We start from the raw sequence: 24,549 nt of genomic DNA, 5'->3' as shown, positions 1-24,549 counted from the left end.
TGCGCCTTTATCAACCCCCCGCGGTTAATAAAGGCGCACAGCGGCCAACGGCGGGCCAAGAGAAAAGAACCGGACATGCACGCTACGGTTGTACGCGATGAAGCGAGACAACTCTTCGTGAGCGAGCCAGACCATGCGTCGGATGCGGCCGACGCATGCCCGACGGACAATTCTGCGGCCCGCACCGCGCGAATCGCGGAATCACGCGAGCTGGCAGTGATCCTCGCGAACGTCGCCGGTGGCGACCAGAGCGCCTTCGCCGAGTTCTACGACCGAACCAGCTCCCGTGTGTACGGCATGGTTCTTCGTGTACTCCGTGATCCAGGTTTCTCCGAGGAAGCGGTCCAAGAGGTCTACCTCCAGGCCTGGAAATCAGCCGACAGCTTCGACCCTGCCAAGGGGTCCGCGCTTTCCTGGCTCCTGACACTTGCACACCGGCGCGCAGTGGATCGCGTGCGCTCCGAACAGTCGAGTTCGGATCGACAGGCTCTCTACGACACCACCAATGCCACTCCCGAATTCGACGTCGTCAGCGACGAAGTGACACGAAGAGACGAGCATCGTGCTGTCACCGACTGTCTCGAAACGCTGACGGACACTCAGCGCCAATCGGTGACTCTCGCCTATTACGGCGGCCGAACGTACCGCGAGGTGGCCGAAGATCTCGGCGTGGCGATTCCCACGATCAAGTCGCGAATTCGCGACGGACTACTGCGCCTACGTGGATGTTTGGGGGTGATGTGAGATGGACGAAGAGCTGATCGACTACGCGTACGCCTACGCGATCGATGCGTTGGACCTCGACGAGCGCCGTGAGGTCGACAAACGACTTGCCGCTTCGGACTCCGCGACCCACGCCGAATTCGACGCCCAGGTCCGGCTCACCGCCGAAACCATGGCCGCGATTACCGTCGTCGACGCCGTCGAGCCCCCGCCGTCGCTGCGCAGCAGCGTCCTCGCCTCGATCGCAGAACAGACCGCGGCTCCCAACGCCCCGGTTTCGCTGGCCGAGCGTCGTAACCGTCGACGCCCGTGGACCATGGCTCTTGCGGCGGCCGCCGCAGTCGCAATCCTGGTCGGCGGCATCGGAATCGGACGCACGCTGTCCGACAACACGCCGCCGCAGAACGCCGCGTCCGAAATCATGGCAGCACCCGACGTTCATGCCACGACGCGTGACATCCCGGGCGGCGGTAGTGCCACGACGCTGTTCTCGCCCTCCGAAGACGCCGCAGTCCTCGTGATGAACGATGTGACTCCCCCGAGTCCGGATACCGTCTACCAGATGTGGCTGGTGCCGGGCGACACCGACGACACCACGATGATCCCGATGGGGACGATGGCTCCGGGTGACGTCAAACCCACTACTCAGGTGGTGCTCGACGGCATCGGTCCGAATACGAAGTTGGCGTTCACTGTCGAACCGCCCGGCGGATCGCAGCAGCCGACGAGCGAGCCGTTCGCAACGATCCCGCTCATCTGATCGCCAGACGAAAAAAGATCCCCCACCGGAATCCGGTGGGGGATCTCTTCTTTGTCGAAACTACGAGCAGCGAGTCAGTGGCTGTGACCGTGTCCGGTGTCGGCAACTTCCTCGGTCGGCTTCTCGACGACGGCGCTCTCGGTCGTGAGGATCATGCGCGCGACGGAAGCGGCGTTGACCACTGCCGAGCGAGTGACCTTGACCGGGTCGACGACGCCGTCGGCAAGCAGGTTGCCGTAGGTGAGGGTGGCAGCGTTGAAGCCTTCGCCCTTGGTCATCTCGGCGACCTTGCTGACAACGACGGAACCGTCGATGCCTGCGTTGCTGGAGATCCAGAACAACGGGGCGTTGAGGGCTTCGCGGACCACGGCAACGCCGGTGGCCTCGTCACCCGTCAAGCCGAGGTTCCCGATCAGAGCCGTACCGGCTTGAACGAGAGCTGATCCGCCACCGGGGACGATGCCCTCGGAAACTGCTGCCTTGGCTGCGTTGACCGCATCCTCGACGCGGAACTTGCGTTCCTTCAGATCGGTTTCGGTGGCTGCGCCGACCTTGATGACGGCCACGCCGCCGGACAGCTTCGCCAGACGCTCTTCGAGCTTCTCGCGGTCCCAATCCGAATCGGTGTTCTCGATCTCGCGACGCAGCTGCGCAACGCGGGTCGCGATGTCGTCAGCGGTGCCTGCACCGTCGACGATGACCGTCTCGTCCTTGGTGACGACAACGCGGCGAGCGCTGCCGAGCAGCTCGAGGCCGGCTTCCTTGAGCGAGAGGCCGACGTCGGTGTTGATGACGGTGCCTGCCGTGACGACTGCGAGGTCGTCGAGGAATGCCTTGCGACGATCACCGAAGAACGGCGCCTTGACGGCGACGGCCTTGATGGTCTTGCGGATGGAGTTGACCACGAGGGTGGAGAGAACTTCACCCTCGACGTCCTCGGCGATGATCAAGAGCGGCTTGCCGGATTCGGCAACCTTCTCGAGCAGCGGAAGGAAGTCGGGAAGTGAGCTGATCTTCTCGCGGAAGAGCAGGATCAGCGCGTCTTCGTAGACGGCCTTCTGCGCATCGATGTCGGTGACGAAGTAGGGCGAGAGGTAGCCCTTGTCGAACTGAACACCTTCGGTGACAACGAGTTCGGTTGCAACGGTGGAGGATTCCTCGACCGTCACGACGCCGTCGGTTCCGACACGGGTGAGTGCCTCGCCGACGAGCTTGCCGATCTCTTCGTCACGTGAGGAGACGGTGGCGACCTGAGCGATCGACTTCTCGCCCTCGACGGGGGTGGCTGCGGCGAGCAGTTCCTCGACGACCTTGTCGGCTGCGGCGTTGATGCCGACGCCGAGAGCCATCGGGTTCGCGCCCGCTGCGATGTTCTTGAGTCCGCCGCGGACGATGGCCTGGGCCAGAACGGTCGCGGTGGTGGTGCCGTCGCCGGCAACATCGTTGGTCTTGGTGGCGACGCTCTTGACGAGCTGTGCGCCGAGGTTCTCGAAGGGATCTTCGAGCTCGATCTCACGGGCGATGCTCACACCGTCGTTGGTGACGGTGGGGCCGCCGAATGCCTTGGCGAGCACGACGTGGCGTCCACGCGGGCCCAAGGTCACCTTGACGGCGTCGGCAAGCTTGTCGACTCCGGCTTCGAGAGCGCGGCGTGCGGTCTCGTTGAACGCAATTTGCTTGGACATCTGTTCTGTCAGCTCCTGAATCTTCGGGGCGTGAACGCATTCCGCCCCGGGATCCTGTGTGGACTCCGGGGCGGATCACGTGTGTCTTACTTGGAGACGACAGCCAGCACGTCGCGTGCCGACAGGATCAGGTATTCCTGGCCGGCGTACTTGATCTCGGTTCCGCCGTACTTGGAGTAGATGACCGTGTCACCCTCCTTGACGTCGACCGGGATGCGGTTGCCCTGCTCGTTGACGCGGCCTTCGCCGACTGCAACGACGGTGCCCTCCTGGGGCTTTTCCTTGGCTGTGTCAGGAATGACCAGGCCGGAAGCCGTCGTCGTTTCAGCCTCGTTGGCCTGGACGAGGATCTTGTCCTCGAGCGGCTTGATGTTGACGCTCGCCACGATGAGCCCTCCACTTTGGGGTATGTGCGTCCGAGGCGATCCTCGGACAGCTGTTTGGGTATGCCGTTTACGGCGCGTCACTGCAGTCCCGTCGTCGCGGGTGCCGGAACTCGATCAGCGCCAATTGGCACTCTATACGTGAGAGTGCCAACCCTCAAGGACTGGGCGCATTTTTCTCTTCGTCCAGAGCGAAACAGGACAGCCGTCCACCACGTTCACCTATTGTTCACTTCGTGACGAACATCAATCGCCGTAGTTTTCTGACCTTCGCCGGACTCGGCGCCGTCGGCGCGGTCAGCCTTGGCAAGCCGTGGGGCCTGCAATATGCAGGCGCGTCGACCATTCCGACGTCAGGTCCTGGCACCACTCTCGAGTCCGTGTCCACCCCCGTCAGCAGCAGCGGCTACACCGAGCTCACCGCCGGACCCGGTTGGGCGAACATCGTGCGCAGCGAGTTGGCCGAGCCGAAGTCGGGACGCGAGGACCGACGCACCGCGCTCGCCTCACTCGTGCAGTTGACCGACGTCCACATCGTCGACGCCCAGTCCCCCATGCGATTCGAGTACGTCCACCAGATCACCGGCTCGGCGTTCCGCCCCCAGGAGACCCTGACGGCGCACGGGCTGATTTCACTTGTCCGCCGGGTCAATTCGATCGGCAGTGGCCCGCACACGTCGCGACCCTTCGATGCCGTCGTCACCACCGGCGACAACACGGACAACAAGGAATTCGCCGAACTCGACTGGTTCCTCACCTCACTCAACGGCGGAACCGTCGTCGCCAATACCGGTGCCAAGGACCGCTACGAGGGTGTACAGAACTCGGGTGCCGATCTCTACTGGAACCCCGAGTCACCGATGCTCGACATGTACAAGAAGGCCGGATTCCCGGAGATCCCCGATTTCTTCGGTGCCGCTTTCACGCCCGTGTCGAGCCCCGGCCTGAACACCCCTTGGTACTGCGTGTTCGGCAACCACGACGATTCGGTGTCCGGCACGGTGCCCAGCGGCATCCCGCCGCTCGAAGCGATGTACACGGGATCTCTCAAATTCGAGGTGCCTGGTTCACCGGAGCAGGCCAAGCAGATCGACGTCGCCACCAAGTTCGATCCCAGTGCGATACCCGGAATCCTGTCCGCCTTCACGACGCCGCCGCGCCAGGTCACCCCCGACCCGTCGCGCGCGCCGTTCACACCGCGACAGTTCATCGCCGCACATCTTGATCCCGCGCACACCGGTCCCGGCCCCGTCGGACACGGTTTCGCCCCCGACGCCGGCGACACCGGTATCGGTTACTACTCGTTCGAGATCGCACCGGGCGTCGTCGGCATCAGCATGGACTCCACCAACCGCGCGGGCCTCGTCGACGGTTCGCTGGGCGCCGCTCAGTTCCAGTGGATCGAGAACACCCTGCGCGCCGGCAGCAGCACCTACTACGACGCCGCGGGCTCTCGCGTCACCGAGTCGCGAGGTGACACGTATTTCGTGCTGTTCAGTCACCACACGAGCGACACGATGGACAATCTCATTCCCGACCCCGAGAACGTCCTCGAGCCACGCCTGCGCGGTTCACAGCTTCTCGACTTGCTGCATCGTTTCCCGAACGTACTTGCCTGGGTCAACGGACACACCCACGAGAACAAGATCACCCCGTGGCCCGGCGCGACCCCCGAGCAGGGCTTCTGGGAGATCAACACCGCCTCGCACATCGACTACCCGCAACTCGGACGCATCATCGAGATCGCGGACAACCATGACGGAACGGTGTCGTTGCTTGCGACGCTCTTCGAGGCGGAGAGTCCCAATTCCGTCGACTACAGCGACAAGTCGGCAGCCGGGCTCGCCTCGCTGTACCGCGAACTGTCGTTCAACGACATCCACCGCGACCCGAAGCTGACGGGTACCGGCGTCGACCAGAACGTCGAATTGTTGGTCCACACCGGACGATGACTCCGATTGCCGCAGTGTCCTAGGTGATTTCAGGTCCGCTCGAAGGCGAGCGGTGCACTTTCGCCCACGACACTGCGGCAACGACGAATCGAACGCCGAATCCGATCAACACCAGATTGCAGACGATCTGAAGGCTCACGAGCCCCCGGGCAAGGTCCGTCTGCGCGGCGATGTCACCGAATCCGACTGTCGAGAAGACGGACAACGAAAAGTACAGCGCCGCCATACGCGACAGCGGTTCGGTGAAACTGCCAGGGCTTGCATGCTCGACCGAAAAATAGGTGATGGACACCAACAACAAGTACGTCGGCATCACCACCGCCACAGCTTCGACCGCCTGCAGAGATGGCACATCGGAACGCAGAATTCGCCACACCTGCCAGGTGGTCACGGCAAGTACCGCGGCGCCTCCACCGATCAAGAGGAAGATTGCACTGGCGGTATGTACATCGATCCACGGCAGAAAGAAATACGCGCATCCGAAGGCGATCACCGTCAGCGTGGGTCGAAGCACTGCACCACGGATCAGCGCGCGTCGTCGTTCCCGGTCGATGTGGGGAGAATCGCCTTTTTTCCGCATGAATCAATGATCGACAATTTCGCAGGTAAAACCACCCTTTCGGTCCGAAAAGGACGTCACGGAGACGAAAAGCACTGAGCAATCCTCACGAACCTTCTGTAACGTTCATATAACGGCGGTCGATTGAACATTGACCGGTATTGACTGTGAGGAGGTGTGCGATGAGTTGTTCACTGGGAATTTCCACTGGATCTTCCGGTGTCTATTCAGCACTCGTCGACACCGATACCAGCACAAACGCGCCAGGCGCCGTGCCTGCCGAGACTCGCTTCGTCTCGGCGGATCAGGCCAATTCCAACGTCGGTGACCTTGTCAGAGCATCCATCAAGCTGATGACGACGCAGGTAACGGACGGATCTGAAGCGCCGCGCTCGATCGGTGTCAGCTATCGCACGGACGATCAACTCGCGAGCATCAGGTCATCTCTTTCGCGCTCGCCGAAGCAGGTCCGTGCAATCCCCGAACCTGCCGCCGTACACGCGTATCTCGCCGAGACAGGGAAAACCGAGCGGTACGACACGACAGCTCAGGTGGACGTCGGTGATCAAGGTCTGACGGTGTCCGTCGTCGACCACACCGGTGAAGTTCTGCACTCCGACCGTATAGACGCCCTCGCAGGGGCCGGAATCGACCGGGCATTGGTCGACTTCGTGACGGAGAAGGCGCCAGGGCACTTGCGCCGGTACACCGACGCGGAACTTCTTGCCGCCCGGTGCCATGTCGCCAAAGAGCAACTGTCCACGTCCACCAAGGTGACCATCGACCTTCCGATCGACGCGATGGCGATCACGCGCGACGAGTTCGAGGCCATCATCGCCCCGGATATAGAGCGCGCCGTCACCTTCATCCGTGAAGTCGTGAAGGGCTCACCGCGGCCCGTCGGTGCCGTTGTACTCATCGGCGGTGGCGCACACATTCCGGCCGTGCGGTCCGCCGTCGCCGCTGCCGTCGACGTCCCCATGGTCGAGATCGTCGAGCCCGAGACTGCGGCAACCAAAGGTGCTGCACTCCTGGCAGATTCGATCACCGCAATTCGTTTCCCGCTGCTGGGCTCCGGAAGTGACCAGCGCTCCGGATCCACCGCCAAGGTATCGGGAGCGTTGATCGGTGCGCTCGTGGTCGGCGGACTGGTACTCGGTTACGGCGCAAAGGAATTGGTACCGACCGACGACACCGCGGTCTCGCCCGTCGGAACGGGGTCGACCACGACGACGGTGAGCCCCGAAGCGACACCGAGCACCGGATCGACGATCATTCCGTCTCATGATCCTCTGCCCTCGGTAGCCGGCAGCACGTATCCTCGGTACGGGTATCCCACCACCCCGTTCGACTCGCAGCCTTACGACACGCACTCGTACACAACGCATCAGTACACACTTCCGCCTGCGCCGATCCCGGACACCTCGACGACAACCACGCCGCCGACCACGACAACGACCACTCCGAATTGGCCGACCATTCCCGGAATCACGCTGCCCGATCCACCGGCGTGGTGGCCGACGATGCCGGACACCGAGGCGACGCCCCCGGTCGATCCGACCGAGGCAAACCCCGGCGGCGGTCTCGGCCCGGGTGAGAGCGGCGGCGAGAACCCGACGACGCCGGAGACTCCTGGATCCGGTTCCACCGAAACCGAAATCACTACCCCTGGTGGTGGTGATCCGACGACGAAGCCCGGTGAACCGAATACCTCGATGCCCGAAAACGGTCCCGCGACCACACCGGATCGGGAACCGGCCCCGGTCGGCTGATTCTCAGTCGGCCGATTTTCAGTGCATCAACTGGCTGACGGAGACCGACAGCCCCGGGTCCGTCGCAACACTCAATTCCGAAGGGCCTGCGCCGTTTCCGATCAGGTGAGCGGCCAACGATGCGATCATCACGCCGTTGTCCGTGCACAGTCGAGGTTTCGGAATGCGCAACGTGATGCCCGCTTCGGCGCAGCGCTGCTCGGCGAGTGAGCGGATACGCGAATTGGCCGTGGCGCCGCCGCCGAGAACCAACGTGTCGACCCCGACGTCCTTGGCTGCACGCACTGCCTTCATCGTCAGGACGTCTGCAACCGCTTCCTGGAACGAGGCAGCGATGTCCGGGATCGAAAAGGTCTCGCCTGCGCGCTCTTTCGATTCGACATAGCGCGCGACGGACGTCTTGAGTCCCGAGAACGAGAAGTCGTGCCGCGAATCGCGCGGCCCCGTCATGCCGCGAGGGAAGGCGATTGCGTTCGGATCTCCCTCTTGCGCAGCAGCATCGAGTGCCGGTCCACCGGGAAAGCCGAGTCCGAGCAGTCTGGCCACCTTGTCGAAGGCCTCACCGGCGGCGTCGTCGACAGTCGTGCCCAGTTCGACAATGGGCTTGCCCAGATCTTCGACGTGAAGCAGGTGTGTGTGACCGCCGGAGACCAACAATGCGACGCACGAGGGCAACGGACCGTGCTCGAGAGTGTCCACCGAGACGTGACCGCCGAGATGATTGACCGCATAGAACGGGATGTTCCATGCTGCCGCATAGGCTTTCGCTGCGGCTACACCGACCAGCAGCGCGCCGGCCAGTCCGGGTCCGATGGTGACGGCCAGCGCGTCGGGCTTCTCGATACCGGCGGCAGCAAGGGCACGGCGCATCGTCGGCACGATCGCCTCGAGGTGAGCCCGCGAGGCCACTTCGGGAACCACTCCCCCGTACCTGGCGTGCTGATCCACGCTCGATGCCACCTCGTCGGCCAACAATTCGCAGGTTCCGTCACCGTTCCAGCGGACGATACCGACACCTGTTTCGTCGCAAGAACTTTCGACACCCATGACGATCATGCTTGCTGCTCCTCAATTTCGCGGACACCGAGCACGGCAGGCCGTCTCATCGTGTACGCATCTGCCCCACTGGGCTGGTAGTACTTCTTTCGTGTTCCGACGATCTCGAATCCTTCGCGCCGGTACAGCGCGATGGCAGGTTCGTTGTCGGTGCGCACTTCCAGGAACACCGGGCACTGCCGTGAATCCGCCAGAGTCAGAAGCGCATCGAGCAACGCGCCGCCGATTCCGAGTCGCTGAGCCGAGGGATCTGTACCGATGGTGTGAACCTCGGCCTCCATGTTCGGCGACGCCCCCAACAATGCGACTCCGGCGTAGCCGAGGACGTGACCGTCAGGCTCCCGGGCAACGAAGTAATGATTATGTGCGCCTGCAAGTTCCGAGACGAACGCTTGTGCGCTCCAGGGTCCGTCGCCTGCGAACAACGCGCGCTCCAACTCCGCGCACCGTTCGGCGTCATCGACGTTCATCGGCTCGATGCTGTACTTCATCTGCTCTGTCTCACTTGCCACGTTCTGCAAGGGTCTTCGCGTCCGGGCGTCGGAGGTACAGCGGCTCCAGCGGGGCCGGAACCGAGCCGGACAGGATCTCGCGAGCAGCGACTGTCACCAACCCGGCCGGTGAAGGTGTCTCCGCCGGGTCGACGGGTAGATCGAAGAAGTCCACGTGCGAAGCGGATCCGGCAATCAGCGTCGAAGGCGAAGGATCGACGTCGCCGGCGGAATTCACAGCCGGTCCTTCGACGCGCACTCCGCCGTCATAGCGCGCCCAGTAGATCTCGCGACGCCTCGCGTCAGTCACGACGAGCAGGCTCGGTGTGGTCGGTACCGCAGCCGCGATCGCATCGAGGCTGCACACGCCGTACACGGGAACACCGAGTGCGTCACCGAAGGCAACTCCCGTCGCCATGCCGACACGCAGTCCGGTGTACGGCCCTGGCCCGACACCCACGACGACGGCGTTCAAGTCGGCCGGTGTGAGCCCTGCCTCGGCGAGGCATTCGAGGACGTGAGGGGTCAAGACCTCGGCGTGCGCACGAGGATTGACCGTGACACGCACGGCAAGCGTCTCCACTGTGTCCGGCGACTCTGCGTCCGGTGACACTGGGTCCGGTGACGAAGCCGACAGGGAGACGACTCCGGCAGTGACTGCCGGAGTGGAGGTGTCAATTGCGAGAACAAGCACGATTTCTCAGGGTACCCGCACGTGAAGAACTACTTCCGGCCCGGGAGGGTCACGACGTCTGTGACACGAAACGCCGTTTCACGACGTCTGTGACACCAAACTCCCTTTCACGACGTCCAGGACCAACTCGCAGTCCGCACATCCGATTCGGGTTCCCGATGAAGCTGCACTCGCAGGTGCCGTTCGACGAGCCTTTCCACGACGTCACCACCCCATTCGACCACCACCACTGCATCGGTGAGGTCGGTGTCGAGGTCGAGGGCATCGAGTTCGTCGAGCGCATGCGGTCCGCTGTCTCCCAGCCGGTATGCGTCGACGTGGATCATGCCGACGGGAACTCCGCCGCCGGGGCGGGTGCCCGGACGATGCTCACGAGCGATGACGAACGTCGGGGACGTCACCCGGCCCTGCACCCCGAGCCCGGCGCCGATTCCGCGCGTCAACGCGGTCTTGCCTGCCCCGAGTGGACCGTCCAGCACCACCAGGTCGCCGGCAACAAGTCCCGCCGCCAAGCGTCGGCCGAAAGCCTCGGTATCCTCGGCCGTTTCCAACGTGATCTGTCCGGACACGGGAAGTCCCGTGGAGTTCTCAGCCGACATCGGACCGCTCTTCTACCTGCGCTCGCTGCACCAACTTGTCGATTGCGTCCGTCACGATCGCCGGGAACTCGAGCTGCACCAGATGGCCGGCCCCGTGAACTCGCACGAGTTCGGATTCGGGGAGATCGGCGGCGAGACGCTTGGAGCTGATGAACGGAATCATCATGTCTTGATCGCCGCAGATCACGACTGCCGGTGTGTGCGCGAGGACCTCGAGAGAAGCGGACTCGTCGTGCAGTTCCAACGTCCGCAGGAAATTGACGATGGTCACAACCGAGGTGCGGTCGAGCATGCCGTCCGAGAGTTCATGCAGCCGTGGGCTGACATCGGTGCCGTACGAGGCCGCACGCAGGATCGGCGTGATCAATACTCGCGCAGCGCCCCGGGCATGCTGAACTACTCCTGGTGAGGTGCGCACTGCCAACCGGAATCCGTCGATGATCGGATTCTGCAGATTGCGGGTCAGGCCGGTCTCCGCCAGGCCTGCCGCCGTCGTCGCGACCAGCCCCACGCCGATGACTCGGCCCTCGAACCATTCGGGTCGCTGACCGGCGAGCGCGAGTACCGTCATGCCGCCCATCGAGTGACCGACCAGAACTATCGGCCCCTTGGGTACCTTGGCCTCGACGACGGTCGCGAGGTCGCGGCCGAGCTGAGAAACCGTACAACTCTTCGAACGCGGCATGCCCGAGTCTCCGTGTCCGCGCTGGTCGTAGAACACCATGCGAACCTTGTTGCCCCATCGCTCTTCGAGCTGGCGGCGCTGGAAATGCCAGGACAGCGCACTCAGGCAGTATCCGTGCACGAAAACGACTGTCAGCGGAGCGTCGTCCGGTCCCACTTCGCGAACTGCCAGCTCGACACCGTCCTCGGTGCGCACCGTGCTCTTGCGGTCGCGCGTCATGAGGTCGAAGTCCTCGTCCGCGTAGATTTCCCGGCCCGGACGCGTCGCGGTCTTGAATGCGTTCACGCCGGCCATCGAGCCGAGCGCCACGGCGCTGAGCAGGCCACCGAGAATGCTCATCTTTCCTGCAGTCTTCATGACGTCTCTCCCCCGATGTACGTACGCACAGTGCGTCCACGTATCCCGGTCACGACCTCGTAGTGAATGGTGTCGAGTACGTCGGCCCAGGCCTGCGCGTTGGGTTCGCCGTGATCGCCGTTGCCGAAGAAGATCGCGGTGTCGCCTTCGCGAACTCCGTCACCGTCCGGACCCAGGTCCACCAATACCTGGTCCATGCAGATTCGCCCGACAGCCTGGCGACGCTTACCGCCCAACTGCACTTCGAACTTGCCACTCAGTGAGCGAGACAAACCGTCGGCGTAGCCGACGGGAAGCAGCGCAAGAGTGGTGTCGTGCGGTGCGACCCACTGATGCCCGTAGGAGACGCCCTCTCCGGCGGCTACCTTCTTCACCAGAATCACCTTCGCTCGCAGCGTCATCGCCGGTCGTAAACCGAAATCTCCGAGTTCGGGCACCGGAGACAATCCATATATCGCGATTCCGGGCCGAACCATGTCAAACCGCAGGTCAGGACGGGTGACTGTAGCAGCGGAGTTGGAAAGATGAACGACTTCGGGGTCGAATCCGCGAGCGCGGACGTCGGCAACCGCGTCGATCAAACGCTGCTTCTGCATGTCGATGACGTCGTGATGCGGTTCGTCCGAGTGCGCGAGGTGAGAGAACACTCCGCGCAGCCTGATCGTGCCCTCGTCCCGCGCAGTGGCGAGGTCGTCGAGCATCTGCGGCCACTCGGTTCTCGATACGCCGTTGCGATTGAGACCGGTGTCCACCTTGAGCGTCACCATCGCCTTTTGTCCCAGAACCCGTGCCGCGTCGACGACAGCGGCCAGGTGTCGCGGGGAGGACACGCCGATCTCGACGTCCGATCGGATCGCCGAGGCGAAATCGGCGTCGACGCCGTGCAGCCAGGCAAGAACGGGAGCGGTGATGCCTGCCTCGCGAAGGACCAGTGCCTCCGCGATGGTGGTGACGCCGAGTTCCCGGGCTCCCGCCGAGAGCGCCGTCCGCGCCACCGCAACTGCGCCGTGGTTGTATCCGTCCGCCTTGATGACCGCCATCAACGCTGCATCCCCGGCAAATTCACGCAGAACACGCACGTTGTGCGCGATCGCGTCCAGATCGACGACTGCCTCCGTCTGCGGCCCTACTGCGTCGTCGAGTCGGCTCGCCTTCCCCTCCGCAGGCTCCTTCGGTGCTCTTCCCTGGGCAAGCGTCATGGCGACAATCCTGCCACCCACGCAGAATCGGACACGTGTTCGGGTTTGAACACCCTCAATCGAGGGCAAAAGAGCGAAGCACACGCACCGATTCCCGCAGACCTCCCAGCAGGGGTGAAGCCGAAATCGGTGCTCCGGCGACATCCCTCTGACCGCCGGCAGCGGCGATGTTCGCAGCCAACGCGTGAGCCCGCGCCCCGACGGCCCCGGCTTCGAGAGGGCTCAGACCCGACGCCAGCAACGCACCGATCACACCGGAGAGGATGTCACCCGAGCCTGCCGTCGATGCCCAGGAGCCGCCGGCGTCGTTGACCAGCACCTCACCGCCGGGATCCGAGATCACCGTCGTATGGCCCTTCAACAGGACCGTGACTCCGAGGCGTGCGGCAAGAGCACGCGTGGCCGCGATCCTGTCGTCGCCAAGAGTTGTGAATCGAGCGAACTCGCCGGCGTGGGGCGTCAACAGTGTCGGCGCGGTCCGGGCTGCGACAAGTTCGGGACGCTGAGCGAGGAGGGTAAGTCCGTCCGCATCGACAACAACGGGTACATCAGTAGCCAGCACCGACGCCAGAAGTCGCGCGGCGTCGTCGTCGGTACCCATACCGGGGCCGACCACCCACGCCTGAACTCGCCCGGCGGCTTGGAAGGTCTCACTCGCAATCACCTCCGGGAACCGGGCGAGCACCTCGGTGGCGCCGTGCCCGGCGTAGCGGACCAGGCCGGCGGTCGCGGTCACCGCGGCACCGGTACAGAGCACGCCCGCGCCGGGATACTGCTCACTTCCCGCAACGATGCCCACCACACCCTGCGAATACTTGTCGTCCTCCGGACCGGGCACCGGCCACAGCGCACCGACCTCCGCCGGATCGAGCGAACCGAATTCGGGTTCGCTGATGCTCAATCCGATGTCCACGAGTTCGACACGACCACACAGCGGAGCCGCGAGTACGTGTACCGGCTTGAGCGCACCGAATGTGACCGTCACATCAGCGGTCACCGACGGGCCGTCCACTGCGCCGGTGTTCGCGTCGACGCCGCTCGGAAGATCGACCGCCACGATCGGTGCATCCACCTGGCCGACGAGATCGGCCGCGTCAGGCCGTAGACCGCCGTGCCCGGAAATCCCGACGATGCCGTCGATCACCAGATCCGGCGACCCGACTTCGGCGGCGACTCGGCCGCCGGCCTTCAAGAGAGCATCGAGGCCCGCCCGATGAGCGCGCGCCGGATCGAGCAACACGGCCCGCACGCTCACACCTCGTTTGCGGAGCAACGCACCGGCCCACAGGGCATCACCGCCGTTGTCGCCCGTACCGACCAGCAGCGTCACCGACCGATGCGCGACCGACCCTGTACGGGAACGCAATTCGTCCGCGACTACTCGCGCAAGACCGTACGCCGCTCGACGCATCAGCACCCCGTCGGGCAGCTTGTCGAGCAGCGGCGCCTCAGCTGCTCGCACCTGATCGGCTGTGTAGTACCCACGCATGTCGGAACCCTTCAGTTGCCGTCGCTACCCTCGAAACCATGAAATCACGTCTTCGCCCGGCAATCGCGGGTCTCGTGCTCGCTCTCGGTCTGGTCGGGTGCAGTTCCGGCACCGACTCCACACCACCGGCTCCGGAAACGACGGCCAGCGGACCCGTGGTGACCATCTCCGGGATGGCGTACTCCCCCGCGTCCATCACCGTGAATGTCGGCGAGACGGTCACGTGGGTGTTCGACGACAACGGAATGGCCCACGACGTCAACGGCCTCGGGGACGCCAAGGGCAAACTCCGCAGTCCGCTCAAGAAATCGGGAACCTACACCTACACGTTCACCGAACCCGGAACCTACGACTACACCTGCACACCGCATCCCGAGATGCGCGGAACCGTCGTAGTCGAGACGCCGTAACGCGCTCGGGCCCCACAGTCTTGCGACTGCGGGGCCCGATTTTCTAGCGAAAGCTACTCGACCGTAACCGATTTCGCCAGGTTACGCGGCTTGTCGACGTCGTAGCCACGCGCCGCGGCAACCTCGGCCGCAAAGATCTGCAACGGAACCGTGGACAGCAACGGCTGCAGCAGAGTCGGTGACGCCGGAATCTCGATCAGGTGATCCGCGTGCGCCGCGGCGACGGTGTCGCCTTCCTCAGCGATGACGATAGTCGTCGCCCCGCGCGCCTTGATCTCCTGAATGTTGGACACCAACTTCGAGTGCAGGACAGCGCGGCCCTGCGGCGACGGCATGACGATGATGACCGGAAGGTCCTCCTCGATCAAGGCGATCGGGCCGTGCTTGAGCTCACCGGCGGCAAAGCCCTCGGCGTGCATGTACGCAAGCTCCTTGAGCTTGAGCGCACCCTCGAGCGCCACCGGGTAGCCGACGTGACGCCCCAGGAACAGCACGGTCGACGCGTGCGCGAACTGGCGCGCCAACGCGCGCACCGGTTCTGCCGTCTCGAGCACCTTGCTGACCAATGCGGGCATCGCTTCGAGGTCGGCGTACTCGCGGGCGACCTCGTCCGGATACTTGGTTCCGCGAGCCTGCGCCAAAGCCAAACCGACGAGGTAGTTCGCGGTCACCTGCGCCAGGAACGCCTTGGTGGACGCGACCGCGATTTCCGGTCCTGCCCGCGTGTAGAGAACTGCGTCGGCTTCACGCGGGATCTGTGCACCGTTGGTGTTGCAGATCGCCAGGACGCGTGCCTTCTGGTCCTTGGCGTGCTTGACAGCCTCGAGCGTATCGGCCGTTTCCCCCGACTGCGAGATTGCGACAACAAGCGTCGAGCGATCGAGAACCGGGTCGCGGTAACGGAATTCGCTGGCGAGTTCGACCTCGACAGGTAGACGCGTCCAATGCTCGATCGCGTACTTCGCCAACAGACCGGAGTGGTAAGCGCTACCGCAAGCGACAACGAACACCTTGTCGACGTCGCGCAGTTCCTGATCGGACAACCGCTGCTCGTCGAGGACGATCTTCCCGTTCTCGAAGTGGCCGAGGAGCGTGTCGGCGACAGCGGTCGGCTGCTCTTCGATCTCCTTGAGCATGAAGTAATCGTGACCACCCTTTTCGGCGGCCGCGAGATCCCAGTCGATGCGGAACGGGCGTCCTTCTGCCTCGTTACCCGCGAAGTCGGAGATCCGGTAGCTGTCGGCAGTGATCACCACTGCCTGATCCTGTCCGAGTTCAACCGCATCGCGTGTGTGCTCGATGAATGCAGCGACGTCGGAGCCGAGGAACATCTCGCCCTCACCGACACCGACTACGAGCGGTGTCGAGCGGCGCGCGGCGACAATCGTGTCCGCATGATCAGCGTGCGTGAAGACGAGCGTGAACGCACCTTCCAACCGACGAACCACCGACAGCGCACTCTCGATGAAATCACCTGCCGTCGGCCCCTGGGCGTACGCCCGGGCGACGAGGTGAACCGCGACCTCGGAATCCGTGTCGCTCTGCAGTTCGACGCCTGCAGCCTCGAGCTCCGCACGCAGCGGGGCAAAATTCTCGATGATTCCGTTGTGAACGACAGCCAGCTTGCCCGAGGCATCACGATGCGGGTGCGCATTGCGGTCCGTCGGACGCCCATGCGTCGCCCAACGGGTATGGCCCATACCGGACGTACCGACGAAGTGATCCGCACCGTACTCGCCGAGCTCCGCCTCGAGGTTGGCCAACTTACCGGCCTTACGCTCGATCTCGACCCCACCGGTTCCGTCGAGAATCGCGATTCCCGACGAGTCGTACCCGCGATACTCCATTCGTCGCAAAGCCTCCACCACAACGCCCAGAGCTGGGCGGTGGCCGACGTATCCCACGATTCCGCACATGGTGACTCAGGGTACTTGGACATCGGCGGTGGGCGCATTTTGCGGTTCCCGCACCTGGTTGCGGCGTCCGCTCCGCATACACGAGGCGGCTCATCGGATAACGTCTTCAACCGTGGCACCGAAACTGAAGACACTGACCCGTGAGCTGTCCAAGCGCGGCCCGCACCGAGTTCTCCGCGGCAACCTCGCCCTGGCCGGACAGCCGGGTGTCGTGTACACGCCGGAAACCGGTTTCAATCTCCCCGCCGTTGCCTTCGCGCACGGGTGGATGGTCGGGTCCCACAAGTACGAGCAGACACTCCAGCACCTCGCTTCCTGGGGAATTGTCGCAGCGGCGCCCGACAGCGAACGCGGTCCGGTCCCGTCACATCTCGGATTGGCTGCAGATCTTCGAGCGACGCTCGACATCTGCGTCGGCGTGCGACTCGGCCCCGGACAGATCAGCGTCCAACCCGATCGGGTCGCCTTTGCCGGTCACGGCATGGGCGCGGGCGCTGCGGTACTGGCCGCAGCGCAGCGCGGGGATGTCGGTGCGGTAGCCGCACTGTTCCCGGCCCCGACAGCACCCAAGGCGGAGAACTACGCGTCGAAGATCACAGCGCCCGGATTGATCCTCGCCGGCGAAGACGACGTCGATTCCTTGACCAGCAATGCCCGGCCGCTGAGCGTGGAGTGGGGCGGTCCTGTCATCGCACGTACCGTGAACGACGCCCAAGACGCCGGACTGATCGAAGGCCGCCGACTCCTCGGCGCCCTGGGCCTTGGTGGATCCGAGCGCAAGACACAGGCCGCCACACGGTGCCTGCTCACGGGCTTCCTGTTGTTCCATCTGACCGGCGACAAGAAGTACAAGGATTTTGCTGATCCCGACGTCGAGATTCCGCACACGGCGCCGTTGCTGCCGGTCGAACCTCACTCCGACGCGCGGGCCAGCCAGCTGTTGCGTAAGTAGGAGTCCGTACTCGCCACCGACTCCGGCGGCGAGCACGGCGGCGTCGGCGTCGGCTCTGACGCGGATCGCAGATACGGGCCGGACCTGACCGGCCCATCCGTGTCATTCTCGGCGGATGTCGTTTCGGACGGCGGCTCCTGGTGCGATTCCGCGCTCGCTGCGGCCACTCTGCGCTCACGGAAGTCGTCGAGTTGAGAATCGAGGGTTCGACGGATCGCTTCGAACGGCGCGTGAACGGACTTCACAGCGGACCAGCTCCGGCCAACTCAGCGCCCGTCTCTCCGCCGGGGACCACGATCGACCCGTCAGGGACTGTGACAGGCGGCTCCGGGTCCGGCACGGGCGAGACTTCGGCGGTGGTTTCGACCGGCACCTCGTGCTCGCGAATCTCAGGGTCGGGAGTTTCGGGCTGGAGTGTCGCAGGCTGGGACGCTTCTTGCGGGCGCGCCTCGTGCAGCGACATCTCCGGATCGGCATCGAGCACTATTCTCGGCCAACCATTTTCGCTCAACTCCAGGGTGGCCGACACAGAGTTCCCGTCAGCACCTGCAACATCCAGACTCACCCCACGACCGTCGGACGCAATCGAGAAGCCCCAAGTGTTGCCGCCGATCGAGAAAGAGACAGGAGCGGCGGCGACACCGGATGCACTCGGCTCGGCGATCGGAAAGGTTGACGTGAACGCGTCTGTCACCCACTGGGTCGCGGCGTCAAAAGCATGACCAACCGCGCTCGCGCACTCCGCACACGCCCTGTCGAATTCATCGCGAGTATCGAGATACGCCGAACGAAAAACCGTGTCCAGCCATGGCGCCGCACCACGACCGGTGGAAGCGACGTGAGTCAGCTGGTCGATCTCCCCCGCACCCAGACCGCCGATTGTCGCCCGGTCGAGGCTTGCCACCTTGAAAGCCTTGTCTGCCAAAGCCGTTCGAACCGTCCGCGCGAACTCGTCGGCCAGCGTGATCAACAGTGGCGCCGAATCCGCATCGGACCGAGCTTCACGCCGCGCCGCGAAGGCCTGATCTACGACCGCACCCACGCCGGAAACATTCCACACTGAAGGAAGATTCTCCGCCAGGGTCGTCAGCATCGCGATCTCGGCGACCGAACCGTCCACCGCTGCGGCCATGTCCGACGCATCTCGCATTAGTGCCTCGAAATCGATACCAGCCTCTGCGCGATACGCATCCTCGTAGGACGTAAGCATCCGTTCTTCGAAGCCCAACCGAGAGGCCAGGTCGTGAAATCGATCGAAGAACTGCAGTCCCCTCGCACCAGCATCCAGGATTTCGTCAGGACGCACGCGCGAATCACGCAGTGCAAGAATATCTTCGACGCAATAGTAGCTGTTTGGTACTGCCTGTGCGGTACCGCTCGTCCGTCTCATGAGACCGACCCGCTGGAGTCTCGCAATCGCTGCGCACCCTGACCGTCCACCTCAGCGATCACCTCAGCCGAAGAGGAAAGCCGACGCGCCAACCCATCGAGAAGATCCGCACGGCCAGTCAAGCGAGAATTCAGGACCGCCAATGCCGACGCCAACGCGGCTCCATGCTCGGCGTAATCACGGCCCGAAACGGCACCGCTGAATCGCAGACGCCTGATCGGGTCCGCAGAATCGCGCAGAGCCTGGGCCACCGACACCGCATGGCGCGCCAATTCATCTGTTCCAGCGCGGTCGACATCCACGAGCGCCCCCAAGTTTCAGCGGAACCACTCGAACGTCGAGCGGCCTTTGACTCCTTGGACGCAGCAGGGCGCAATTACGTTCCCTCAAAACGCGAATGCCGTAATGAGGGGCTAAACCGAACCGACGATCTCGGCCAACTCGTCGGCCAGCTTCTGCGCGAGCGGAAGTTCGGTGGCCTCGACCATGACGCGGACCAGTTGCTCTGTCCCGGACGGGCGCAGGAGCACGCGACCACCGTCACCGAGGACGCGCTCTGCGTCCGCGACTGCTGCGAGTACCGACGGCGATGCTGCGACTGTCGCCTTGTCCCCGACCTTCACGTTGATCAGAACCTGCGGGAGGGTTGTCATCGTTGCGGCCAGCGCGGATGCCGACTTACCCGTGCGAGCCATGCGTCCGAGCAGCCGGAGGCCGGTGAGAATCCCATCGCCCGTGGTGCCGAACGCCGGCAACACGACATGGCCTGACTGCTCGCCACCGAGGCTGTATCCGCCCGCGCGCAGTTCCTCCAAGACGTAGCGGTCGCCTACGGCAGCAGTCACGATGTTGATACCGGCCTCGCGCATCGCGATGTGCAAACCGAGATTGCTCATGACAGTCGCGACGAGAGTGTTCTCGACCAACTCACCGGCGTCGTTCATCGCGATCGCCAGAACTGCCATGATCGCGTCACCGTCGACCACCGCTCCGGTCTCGTCGACGGCCAGGCAACGGTCGGCGTCGCCGTCGTGCGCGAGGCCTAGGTCCGCCCCGTGATCGACTACGGCTTTCTGAAGATTCTCCAGGTGCGTCGATCCGCAGCCGTCGTTGATGTTGAGGCCGTCGGGATCGGCGCTGATCGCGATGACGCGAGCGCCCGCTGCCGCGTAGGCAACCGGTGCGAGCGCGGAAGCAGCGCCGTTGGCGCAGTCGACCACAACGGTGAGTCCAGCGAGTGGCTCGCTCGCCGCGCTCGCCAGATGCGCAAGGTACAGCTGAGCGGCGTCGTCGACCGTACGGACGCGGCCGATCCCGGCACCTGTCGGTAGGACGGGCGGCGCAGTGCCGTCGAGTGCATCCTCGATCGCCACCTCGACAGCATCATCCAGCTTGTGTCCACCGGCTGCGAAAATCTTGATTCCGTTGTCCGGCATGGGATTATGCGATGCAGAGATCATGACACCGAGACTGGCGTCGAGCTTTGCCGTCAAGTATGCAACTGCCGGAGTCGGAAGAACACCCACGTCGAGCACGTCGACACCCGCGGAACTCAATCCTGCGGTCACCGCGGCTTGAAGCATCTCACCGCTGGCGCGAGGATCGCGGCCGATCACGGCGGTCGGACGAGCGTCCGAGCTGTCGGCTGTCAGTACGCTCGCCGCGGCAACTGCCAATCTCAATGCAAGATCTGCAGTCAGATCCGAATTGGCAAGTCCACGAACACCGTCAGTACCGAACAACCGACCCATAGAACGACTCCTGAATCCTGTGAACCTCGAGAAGGGAACTCGAGAAGGGAATTTCTCCGAGAAACACAAGAGCGAGCGTCCGTTAACGATGGACGCCCGCTCTTGTGGTGAACAGGTGCCGAAGCAGACCCGTCGGGTCAACCTCGGCAAAGCATCAGCGCTTGGAGTACTGCGATGCCTTACGGGCCTTCTTCAGGCCGTACTTCTTACGCTCGACCGCGCGGGCGTCACGCGTCAGGAAGCCTGCACGCTTGAGGGCCGGACGATCATCAGGGGTTACCTCGATGAGTGCGCGCGCGATAGCCAGACGCAGTGCGCCTGCCTGACCGGACGGGCCGCCACCGTGCAGCAGTGCAATGATGTCGAAAGACTCGGGACGCTCGACGAGCACCAGCGGAGCCTTGATCAGCTGCTGGTGAACCTTGTTGGGGAAGTAGTCCTCCAACGTACGACCGTTGAGCTTGAACTGACCGGTACCGGGAGCCATCCGGACGCGAACGACAGCCTCCTTACGGCGACCGACGGTCTGGACCGGGCGATCGAGGACGATCGGTGCGAGCGTAGCTGCAGCAACCTCTTCGACGACCTCGACTGCGTCAGAGACAAGCTCTTCCACTGCTTCGATGTTCTCTTCGGACACGTTCTGCTCTTCCGGCGATGTCACTGTGCGACCTGCTTGATCTCGAACGGCACCGGCTGCTGCGCGGTGTGGGGGTGATTCGGGCCCGCGTAAACCTTGAGCTTGCTGCTCATTGCGCGGCCGAGCTTCGTCTTGGGGAGCATGCCGACAATGGCCTTCTCGACGAGACGATCGGGAGTCCTGTCGAGGACCTCACCGACAGTGCGGGACTTCAGGCCACCCGGGAATCCGGAGTGGTGGTAAACATTCTTGCCCTGCAGCTTGTTGCCGCTGATGGCAACCTTCTCTGCGTTGATGATGACAACGAAGTCACCACCGTCGATGTGCGGCGCGTAGGTGGGCTTGTGCTTGCCACGCAGCAAGTTCGCTGCCTGAACGGCAAGACGGCCGAGCACCACGTCAGTGGCGTCGATGACGTGCCACGTGTGGGTCACATCTCCGGCCTTCGGGGTGTACGTAGACACAGATCTTCCTCGTCTTAATTCATTCCACTGCTGACCATGTGCGTATCGCGTAAACGATCCTCGGCGGCCAGTTGAGACCCGAGAACCGCCGGTCTCCACGCATTTCTGCCGGAGCCCTACGGCACGCCACCGATAGACGATACCGGTCTACCCGCTGCCAGGTCAAAGCGCAGCCATTCCTGCCAACAGCATCATCGTCCAGCACAGCGATGCGAGCGATCGACATGCGCCTGCCCCGGCAACCTGACGGTACCGGGGCAGGCGGGGTGTCATCACGGCATGGGATGTTGTCAGCGACCGAACCCGTTTGCCGCGATCCGATCAGCTTCCTGCATCTTCTCCGAGCCGCTCGCCGTCGCTCCGGCGATCTGCGCGAGAACCATGTTCAGTTCTTCGGAAGCCTGAGCCCAGCGACGCTGTGCGTCGTTCCACGCTTCGGAACCTGCCCCTTCCCAGCCTGCTTGCAGCTTGTCCACGACAACCTTGATGTCGCCCTGTTTGTCGTTGATCGCTTTGGCCTGCTGTTTCATCTGATCGGACAGCATTGCGAGGCCGCCGAAGTCGTACTTGATCCTGTCGGACATAACTGCTCCCGGTTCGGTGTGACTGGAGAGAAATTGTGAGAACTAACTTGCGAGAACTACTGGCTGAGGATTGCTTGATCGGACGATGAAGAGCTGGCGGTCAGGACATGTTCACCGTCGCGCCGCGAAGCGAGCTGACGTTGTCGTCTTCGGTCGAGTCGAAGGTTCCCGCGGCCTGTTTGATCTGCTCGCAGATGTCGGTCAGAGCTGTGTCCAACTTCAGGGCCGCGCTGTTGTATCGCTCCATGATTCCTGCGTATTCGACCTGCGCCGCACCGTTCCACGAATTGTGCGAAGCGTCGGCCTCCGACCGAACAGCGTTGACCAGCCCCCTGATGTCACCGAGATGTCCGTCGATGGTCCCCGCCGAATCGATCAATTCAGCGGTAGTTGCGGTAAAGCCCATGTCGTCCCCCTGGATTCGGTGAGTACCGTTCGGTATCGGCGATCACACACAACGGGCTTTGTCCGTCGGATGTGCACCGGGGTCGAGCGGAACTCCCTGATGTGCGCTACACATACTTTGACGCGACCTTCGTGCCAACGGTTCCGGCCCGACCGAAGAATATTTTCAGAACCGACCGATCCGGTCACGGTGTGAATTCGACCGACTGCCACATCCGCAGGCAGTCCGCTTCGAGACTGCCCCACTCACCGACCAGATACTGGCAGCCGATACTCACTTGCCGTCCGTTGTCGACGTACACGTGCCAACGCACCTCGGAGAAATCGTCCGGAAACTCGACGTACACCACTGCCTGTTTTCCTGCGGCATCGTCGAGCACAGAAAACTCTGCGAACCGCAATGGGTCCTCGAACGTCGAAAACTGCTGACGCAAAACGGCTTCGACGGAATCGAATCCCACACCTTCCGCAAGACGTTTCTCGATGACCACGATCTTGCGATCCGCGCCGGAACCGGGTACCAAATCGGTACGCCCGCTCGAGGTCCCTCGCGACAGAAGCTTCCAATCGGAAGGTACCTCTGCCGCAACGCTTCCCACGTCCACACGCGTGAGTTCCGGCGTGGCACCGGACTCGATCGACGAGATCGAAGTCTTCGGCGCAGGCGTTTCCTGATCCTTCGACGCCTCCACGATCTCTACTTCGTCTTCCGCCGTGGCTGCGACCGACCCCGTCAACCGAGAATCGTTTCGATCGCGAGTGGACACCACCACCGTTCCTGCGACCGCACCGGCGACGGCGACCACCGCAAGCGTCGCCGCGAACCATCGACGGCCTCCGCGCCGCCCGCCGACGCGACGCGGCGAAGAGGCATTCGAGTCCAAGGAAGGAATCGACTTCGCGCCATCCGTATCGCCTACCCACCCGGCGCCAAAAGCCGAATTGTCGACGATTCGTCCCGAACTGTCCCGCGCGGTTGTCTGGCGAACGAGCGTCTGAGGATCCACCAGAGACGCAGCCACCCGGCTCTCGTCCAGAATTCGGATGCTCGCGTGGCCGTGAACATTCGTCGACCCCCGTTCGAGCGAAGCCGCAACAGCATGAGAGCTCGGCCCGACCAACACCACAGCGTCCCGAACCGATAGATCCCCGATTGCGGAAAACAACCCCGCAACGTCTGCGATCTCCGAACTTTGTGTTCCGTCGATTCGGAGTTCACCGTCGACCTCAGCGACAACAGAAGCGACCACCGTTCCGCCTCGCAGTTCGAGGACGACACACCGCGATCGCCAAGCCGTATGAGCCGACCTCGCCGCCGCGATCGACGTCGGAACGAGTACGACGTCGTGCGCCACTCGACGTGCGGCATCGAGCAATCGCCGCCTGCGTGGGGCACCCCAATCCGAGGGATGACTGAGATGAAGAATGTCTGCGTCGACGATTCCGCACCCGTCCATCGCACTGGAGATCAGCCTGGCCACCTCCAAGACAGTCGGGACAACCCGACCATCCACGTCGACATAATCGTCGTCGATGTAATCGATCGCATTCTCGCCGGCCGCACCGGGGCCCGACGCCGGTTCGCGTCGGAGGTCTGCACTGCAACAGAATTCGCGTTGACCCGACACGACCC

General features: G+C 63.6%; 26 protein-coding genes. 6 read left to right on the top strand and 20 right to left on the bottom strand.

All coding sequences use genetic code 11. From position 1 onward, the window contains the following. Positions 1-75 precede the first annotated feature (75 nt). Both GN300_RS20500 and GN300_RS20495 read left to right on the top strand, forming a co-directional pair. The gene (locus tag GN300_RS20500; RefSeq protein WP_007728615.1) at positions 76-744 is read left to right on the top strand and encodes a sigma-70 family RNA polymerase sigma factor; all 669 of its coding nucleotides are present in this window, start codon (positions 76-78) and stop codon (positions 742-744) included. Between the two features lies 1 nt (position 745). After that, on the top strand, positions 746-1,483 hold the full coding sequence (locus tag GN300_RS20495) for an anti-sigma factor domain-containing protein (RefSeq protein ID WP_063316694.1): 738 nt from the start codon (positions 746-748) through the stop codon (positions 1,481-1,483). A 74-nt stretch (positions 1,484-1,557) separates the two neighbouring features. On the opposite strand, the gene groL is transcribed toward GN300_RS20495, so the two are convergent. Both groL and groES read right to left on the bottom strand, forming a co-directional pair. Further along, complete coding sequence (gene groL / locus GN300_RS20490) at positions 1,558-3,168, bottom strand: chaperonin GroEL (RefSeq protein ID WP_003940715.1); 1,611 nt, start codon at positions 3,166-3,168, stop codon at positions 1,558-1,560. Between the two features lie 86 nt (positions 3,169-3,254). Beyond that, positions 3,255-3,554: a co-chaperone GroES gene (gene groES / locus GN300_RS20485; RefSeq protein ID WP_003940763.1), complete on the bottom strand. Its 300-nt coding sequence runs from the start codon at positions 3,552-3,554 to the stop codon at positions 3,255-3,257. Positions 3,555-3,787: 233 nt separating this feature from the next. Here groES and GN300_RS20480 point away from each other — a divergent pair, with 233 nt between their 5' ends. After that, entirely contained in the window at positions 3,788-5,503 is a 1,716-nt protein-coding gene (locus tag GN300_RS20480) for a TIGR03767 family metallophosphoesterase (RefSeq protein ID WP_063316695.1), read from the top strand. 19 nt (positions 5,504-5,522) lie between these two features. Here the strand turns inward: GN300_RS20480 and GN300_RS20475 are convergent, their stop codons facing one another. After that, positions 5,523-6,083 carry a potassium channel family protein gene (locus tag GN300_RS20475; RefSeq protein ID WP_063316696.1) on the bottom strand — a complete coding sequence of 187 codons (561 nt, stop codon included), beginning with the start codon at positions 6,081-6,083 and terminating at the stop codon, positions 5,523-5,525. 161 nt (positions 6,084-6,244) lie between these two features. On the opposite strand from GN300_RS20475, the gene GN300_RS20470 reads away from it, so the two are divergent. Further along, entirely contained in the window at positions 6,245-7,834 is a 1,590-nt protein-coding gene (locus GN300_RS20470) for an Hsp70 family protein (protein ID WP_063316697.1), read from the top strand. A gap of 18 nt (positions 7,835-7,852) precedes the next feature. Here the strand turns inward: GN300_RS20470 and tsaD are convergent, their stop codons facing one another. From tsaD to GN300_RS20435, 7 genes are all read right to left on the bottom strand, one after another. After that, positions 7,853-8,890 (bottom strand): tRNA (adenosine(37)-N6)-threonylcarbamoyltransferase complex transferase subunit TsaD, encoded by a 1,038-nt coding sequence (gene tsaD, locus GN300_RS20465; RefSeq protein WP_054827677.1) that lies wholly within the window; start codon positions 8,888-8,890, stop codon positions 7,853-7,855. Then, a complete protein-coding gene (gene rimI, locus GN300_RS20460) occupies positions 8,887-9,381 on the bottom strand; it encodes a ribosomal protein S18-alanine N-acetyltransferase (protein ID WP_003940971.1) in 495 nt (164 codons plus the stop codon). The genes tsaD and rimI overlap by 4 nt, the downstream gene beginning before the upstream one ends. A gap of 10 nt (positions 9,382-9,391) precedes the next feature. After that, positions 9,392-10,075 (bottom strand): tRNA (adenosine(37)-N6)-threonylcarbamoyltransferase complex dimerization subunit type 1 TsaB, encoded by a 684-nt coding sequence (gene tsaB, locus GN300_RS20455; protein WP_063316698.1) that lies wholly within the window; start codon positions 10,073-10,075, stop codon positions 9,392-9,394. Between the two features lie 107 nt (positions 10,076-10,182). Further along, positions 10,183-10,674 carry a tRNA (adenosine(37)-N6)-threonylcarbamoyltransferase complex ATPase subunit type 1 TsaE gene (gene tsaE, locus GN300_RS20450; RefSeq protein ID WP_003940673.1) on the bottom strand — a complete coding sequence of 164 codons (492 nt, stop codon included), beginning with the start codon at positions 10,672-10,674 and terminating at the stop codon, positions 10,183-10,185. Next, positions 10,664-11,716: an alpha/beta fold hydrolase gene (locus GN300_RS20445; RefSeq protein ID WP_003940782.1), complete on the bottom strand. Its 1,053-nt coding sequence runs from the start codon at positions 11,714-11,716 to the stop codon at positions 10,664-10,666. The genes tsaE and GN300_RS20445 overlap by 11 nt, the downstream gene beginning before the upstream one ends. Then, positions 11,713-12,915 carry an alanine racemase gene (gene alr, locus GN300_RS20440; RefSeq protein WP_007728606.1) on the bottom strand — a complete coding sequence of 401 codons (1,203 nt, stop codon included), beginning with the start codon at positions 12,913-12,915 and terminating at the stop codon, positions 11,713-11,715. The genes GN300_RS20445 and alr overlap by 4 nt, the downstream gene beginning before the upstream one ends. 55 nt (positions 12,916-12,970) lie before the next feature. Further along, the gene (locus GN300_RS20435; protein ID WP_063316699.1) at positions 12,971-14,404 is read right to left on the bottom strand and encodes an NAD(P)H-hydrate dehydratase; all 1,434 of its coding nucleotides are present in this window, start codon (positions 14,402-14,404) and stop codon (positions 12,971-12,973) included. Between the two features lie 38 nt (positions 14,405-14,442). Between GN300_RS20435 and GN300_RS20430 the strand changes: the two genes are divergently transcribed. Next, positions 14,443-14,814: a plastocyanin/azurin family copper-binding protein gene (locus GN300_RS20430; protein ID WP_003940908.1), complete on the top strand. Its 372-nt coding sequence runs from the start codon at positions 14,443-14,445 to the stop codon at positions 14,812-14,814. A 53-nt stretch (positions 14,815-14,867) separates the two neighbouring features. On the opposite strand, the gene glmS is transcribed toward GN300_RS20430, so the two are convergent. After that, positions 14,868-16,730, bottom strand: coding sequence for a glutamine--fructose-6-phosphate transaminase (isomerizing) (glmS, locus tag GN300_RS20425; protein ID WP_003940837.1), 1,863 nt, complete (start codon positions 16,728-16,730; stop codon positions 14,868-14,870). 112 nt (positions 16,731-16,842) lie between these two features. On the opposite strand from glmS, the gene GN300_RS20420 reads away from it, so the two are divergent. Continuing rightward, on the top strand, positions 16,843-17,682 hold the full coding sequence (locus GN300_RS20420; RefSeq protein ID WP_003941000.1) for a dienelactone hydrolase family protein: 840 nt from the start codon (positions 16,843-16,845) through the stop codon (positions 17,680-17,682). Here the strand turns inward: GN300_RS20420 and GN300_RS20415 are convergent. The 9 genes from GN300_RS20415 to GN300_RS20375 all read right to left on the bottom strand — a co-directional run bounded on the left by GN300_RS20415 (position 17,643) and on the right by GN300_RS20375 (position 24,544). Further along, positions 17,643-17,927, bottom strand: coding sequence for a hypothetical protein (locus GN300_RS20415; RefSeq protein WP_003940907.1), 285 nt, complete (start codon positions 17,925-17,927; stop codon positions 17,643-17,645). The genes GN300_RS20420 and GN300_RS20415 overlap by 40 nt on opposite strands. Beyond that, entirely contained in the window at positions 17,924-18,988 is a 1,065-nt protein-coding gene (locus GN300_RS20410) for a hypothetical protein (RefSeq protein ID WP_233405675.1), read from the bottom strand. The genes GN300_RS20415 and GN300_RS20410 overlap by 4 nt, the downstream gene beginning before the upstream one ends. Positions 18,989-19,068: 80 nt before the next feature. After that, positions 19,069-19,374 carry a hypothetical protein gene (locus tag GN300_RS20405; protein WP_063316701.1) on the bottom strand — a complete coding sequence of 102 codons (306 nt, stop codon included), beginning with the start codon at positions 19,372-19,374 and terminating at the stop codon, positions 19,069-19,071. A gap of 111 nt (positions 19,375-19,485) precedes the next feature. Continuing rightward, complete coding sequence (glmM, locus tag GN300_RS20400) at positions 19,486-20,823, bottom strand: phosphoglucosamine mutase (protein ID WP_063316702.1); 1,338 nt, start codon at positions 20,821-20,823, stop codon at positions 19,486-19,488. Positions 20,824-20,977: 154 nt separating this feature from the next. Further along, on the bottom strand, positions 20,978-21,487 hold the full coding sequence (gene rpsI, locus GN300_RS20395) for a 30S ribosomal protein S9 (RefSeq protein WP_007728596.1): 510 nt from the start codon (positions 21,485-21,487) through the stop codon (positions 20,978-20,980). Continuing rightward, complete coding sequence (gene rplM, locus GN300_RS20390; protein ID WP_003940842.1) at positions 21,484-21,927, bottom strand: 50S ribosomal protein L13; 444 nt, start codon at positions 21,925-21,927, stop codon at positions 21,484-21,486. Before rplM ends, rpsI begins: the two co-directional genes overlap by 4 nt. Before the next feature lie 290 nt (positions 21,928-22,217). Continuing rightward, complete coding sequence (locus GN300_RS20385) at positions 22,218-22,511, bottom strand: WXG100 family type VII secretion target (RefSeq protein WP_003940975.1); 294 nt, start codon at positions 22,509-22,511, stop codon at positions 22,218-22,220. A gap of 100 nt (positions 22,512-22,611) precedes the next feature. Next, the gene (locus GN300_RS20380) at positions 22,612-22,917 is read right to left on the bottom strand and encodes a WXG100 family type VII secretion target (protein ID WP_003940986.1); all 306 of its coding nucleotides are present in this window, start codon (positions 22,915-22,917) and stop codon (positions 22,612-22,614) included. Between the two features lie 184 nt (positions 22,918-23,101). Continuing rightward, a complete protein-coding gene (locus GN300_RS20375) occupies positions 23,102-24,544 on the bottom strand; it encodes a type VII secretion-associated protein (RefSeq protein WP_233405674.1) in 1,443 nt (480 codons plus the stop codon). Positions 24,545-24,549 lie beyond the last annotated feature (5 nt).

It is taken from the genome of Rhodococcus sp. Ni2, assembly GCF_021352185.1.
GTDB lineage: Bacteria > Actinomycetota > Actinomycetes > Mycobacteriales > Mycobacteriaceae > Rhodococcus_F > Rhodococcus_F qingshengii.
Note: the sequence above shows the minus strand (reverse complement) of the source record. Positions and strands in the feature narration are given on the sequence as shown.

Bases quoted from the DNA above. Each gene is read 5' to 3' on its own strand.
- GN300_RS20500 (WP_007728615.1), top strand. From the start codon at position 76: ATGCACGCTACGGTTGTACGCGATGAAGCGAGACAACTCTTCGTGAGC.
- GN300_RS20495 (WP_063316694.1), top strand. From the start codon at position 746: ATGGACGAAGAGCTGATCGACTACGCGTACGCCTACGCGATCGATGCG.
- groL (WP_003940715.1), bottom strand. From the start codon at position 3,168: ATGTCCAAGCAAATTGCGTTCAACGAGACCGCACGCCGCGCTCTCGAA.
- GN300_RS20475 (WP_063316696.1), bottom strand. From the start codon at position 6,083: ATGCGGAAAAAAGGCGATTCTCCCCACATCGACCGGGAACGACGACGC.
- GN300_RS20470 (WP_063316697.1), top strand. From the start codon at position 6,245: ATGAGTTGTTCACTGGGAATTTCCACTGGATCTTCCGGTGTCTATTCA.
- tsaD (WP_054827677.1), bottom strand. From the start codon at position 8,890: ATGATCGTCATGGGTGTCGAAAGTTCTTGCGACGAAACAGGTGTCGGT.
- rimI (WP_003940971.1), bottom strand. From the start codon at position 9,381: ATGAAGTACAGCATCGAGCCGATGAACGTCGATGACGCCGAACGGTGC.
- tsaE (WP_003940673.1), bottom strand. From the start codon at position 10,674: ATGTCGGCTGAGAACTCCACGGGACTTCCCGTGTCCGGACAGATCACG.
- GN300_RS20445 (WP_003940782.1), bottom strand. From the start codon at position 11,716: ATGAAGACTGCAGGAAAGATGAGCATTCTCGGTGGCCTGCTCAGCGCC.
- alr (WP_007728606.1), bottom strand. From the start codon at position 12,915: ATGACGCTTGCCCAGGGAAGAGCACCGAAGGAGCCTGCGGAGGGGAAG.
- GN300_RS20435 (WP_063316699.1), bottom strand. From the start codon at position 14,404: ATGCGTGGGTACTACACAGCCGATCAGGTGCGAGCAGCTGAGGCGCCG.
- GN300_RS20430 (WP_003940908.1), top strand. From the start codon at position 14,443: ATGAAATCACGTCTTCGCCCGGCAATCGCGGGTCTCGTGCTCGCTCTC.
- glmS (WP_003940837.1), bottom strand. From the start codon at position 16,730: ATGTGCGGAATCGTGGGATACGTCGGCCACCGCCCAGCTCTGGGCGTT.
- glmM (WP_063316702.1), bottom strand. From the start codon at position 20,823: ATGGGTCGGTTGTTCGGTACTGACGGTGTTCGTGGACTTGCCAATTCG.
- GN300_RS20385 (WP_003940975.1), bottom strand. From the start codon at position 22,511: ATGTCCGACAGGATCAAGTACGACTTCGGCGGCCTCGCAATGCTGTCC.
- GN300_RS20380 (WP_003940986.1), bottom strand. From the start codon at position 22,917: ATGGGCTTTACCGCAACTACCGCTGAATTGATCGATTCGGCGGGGACC.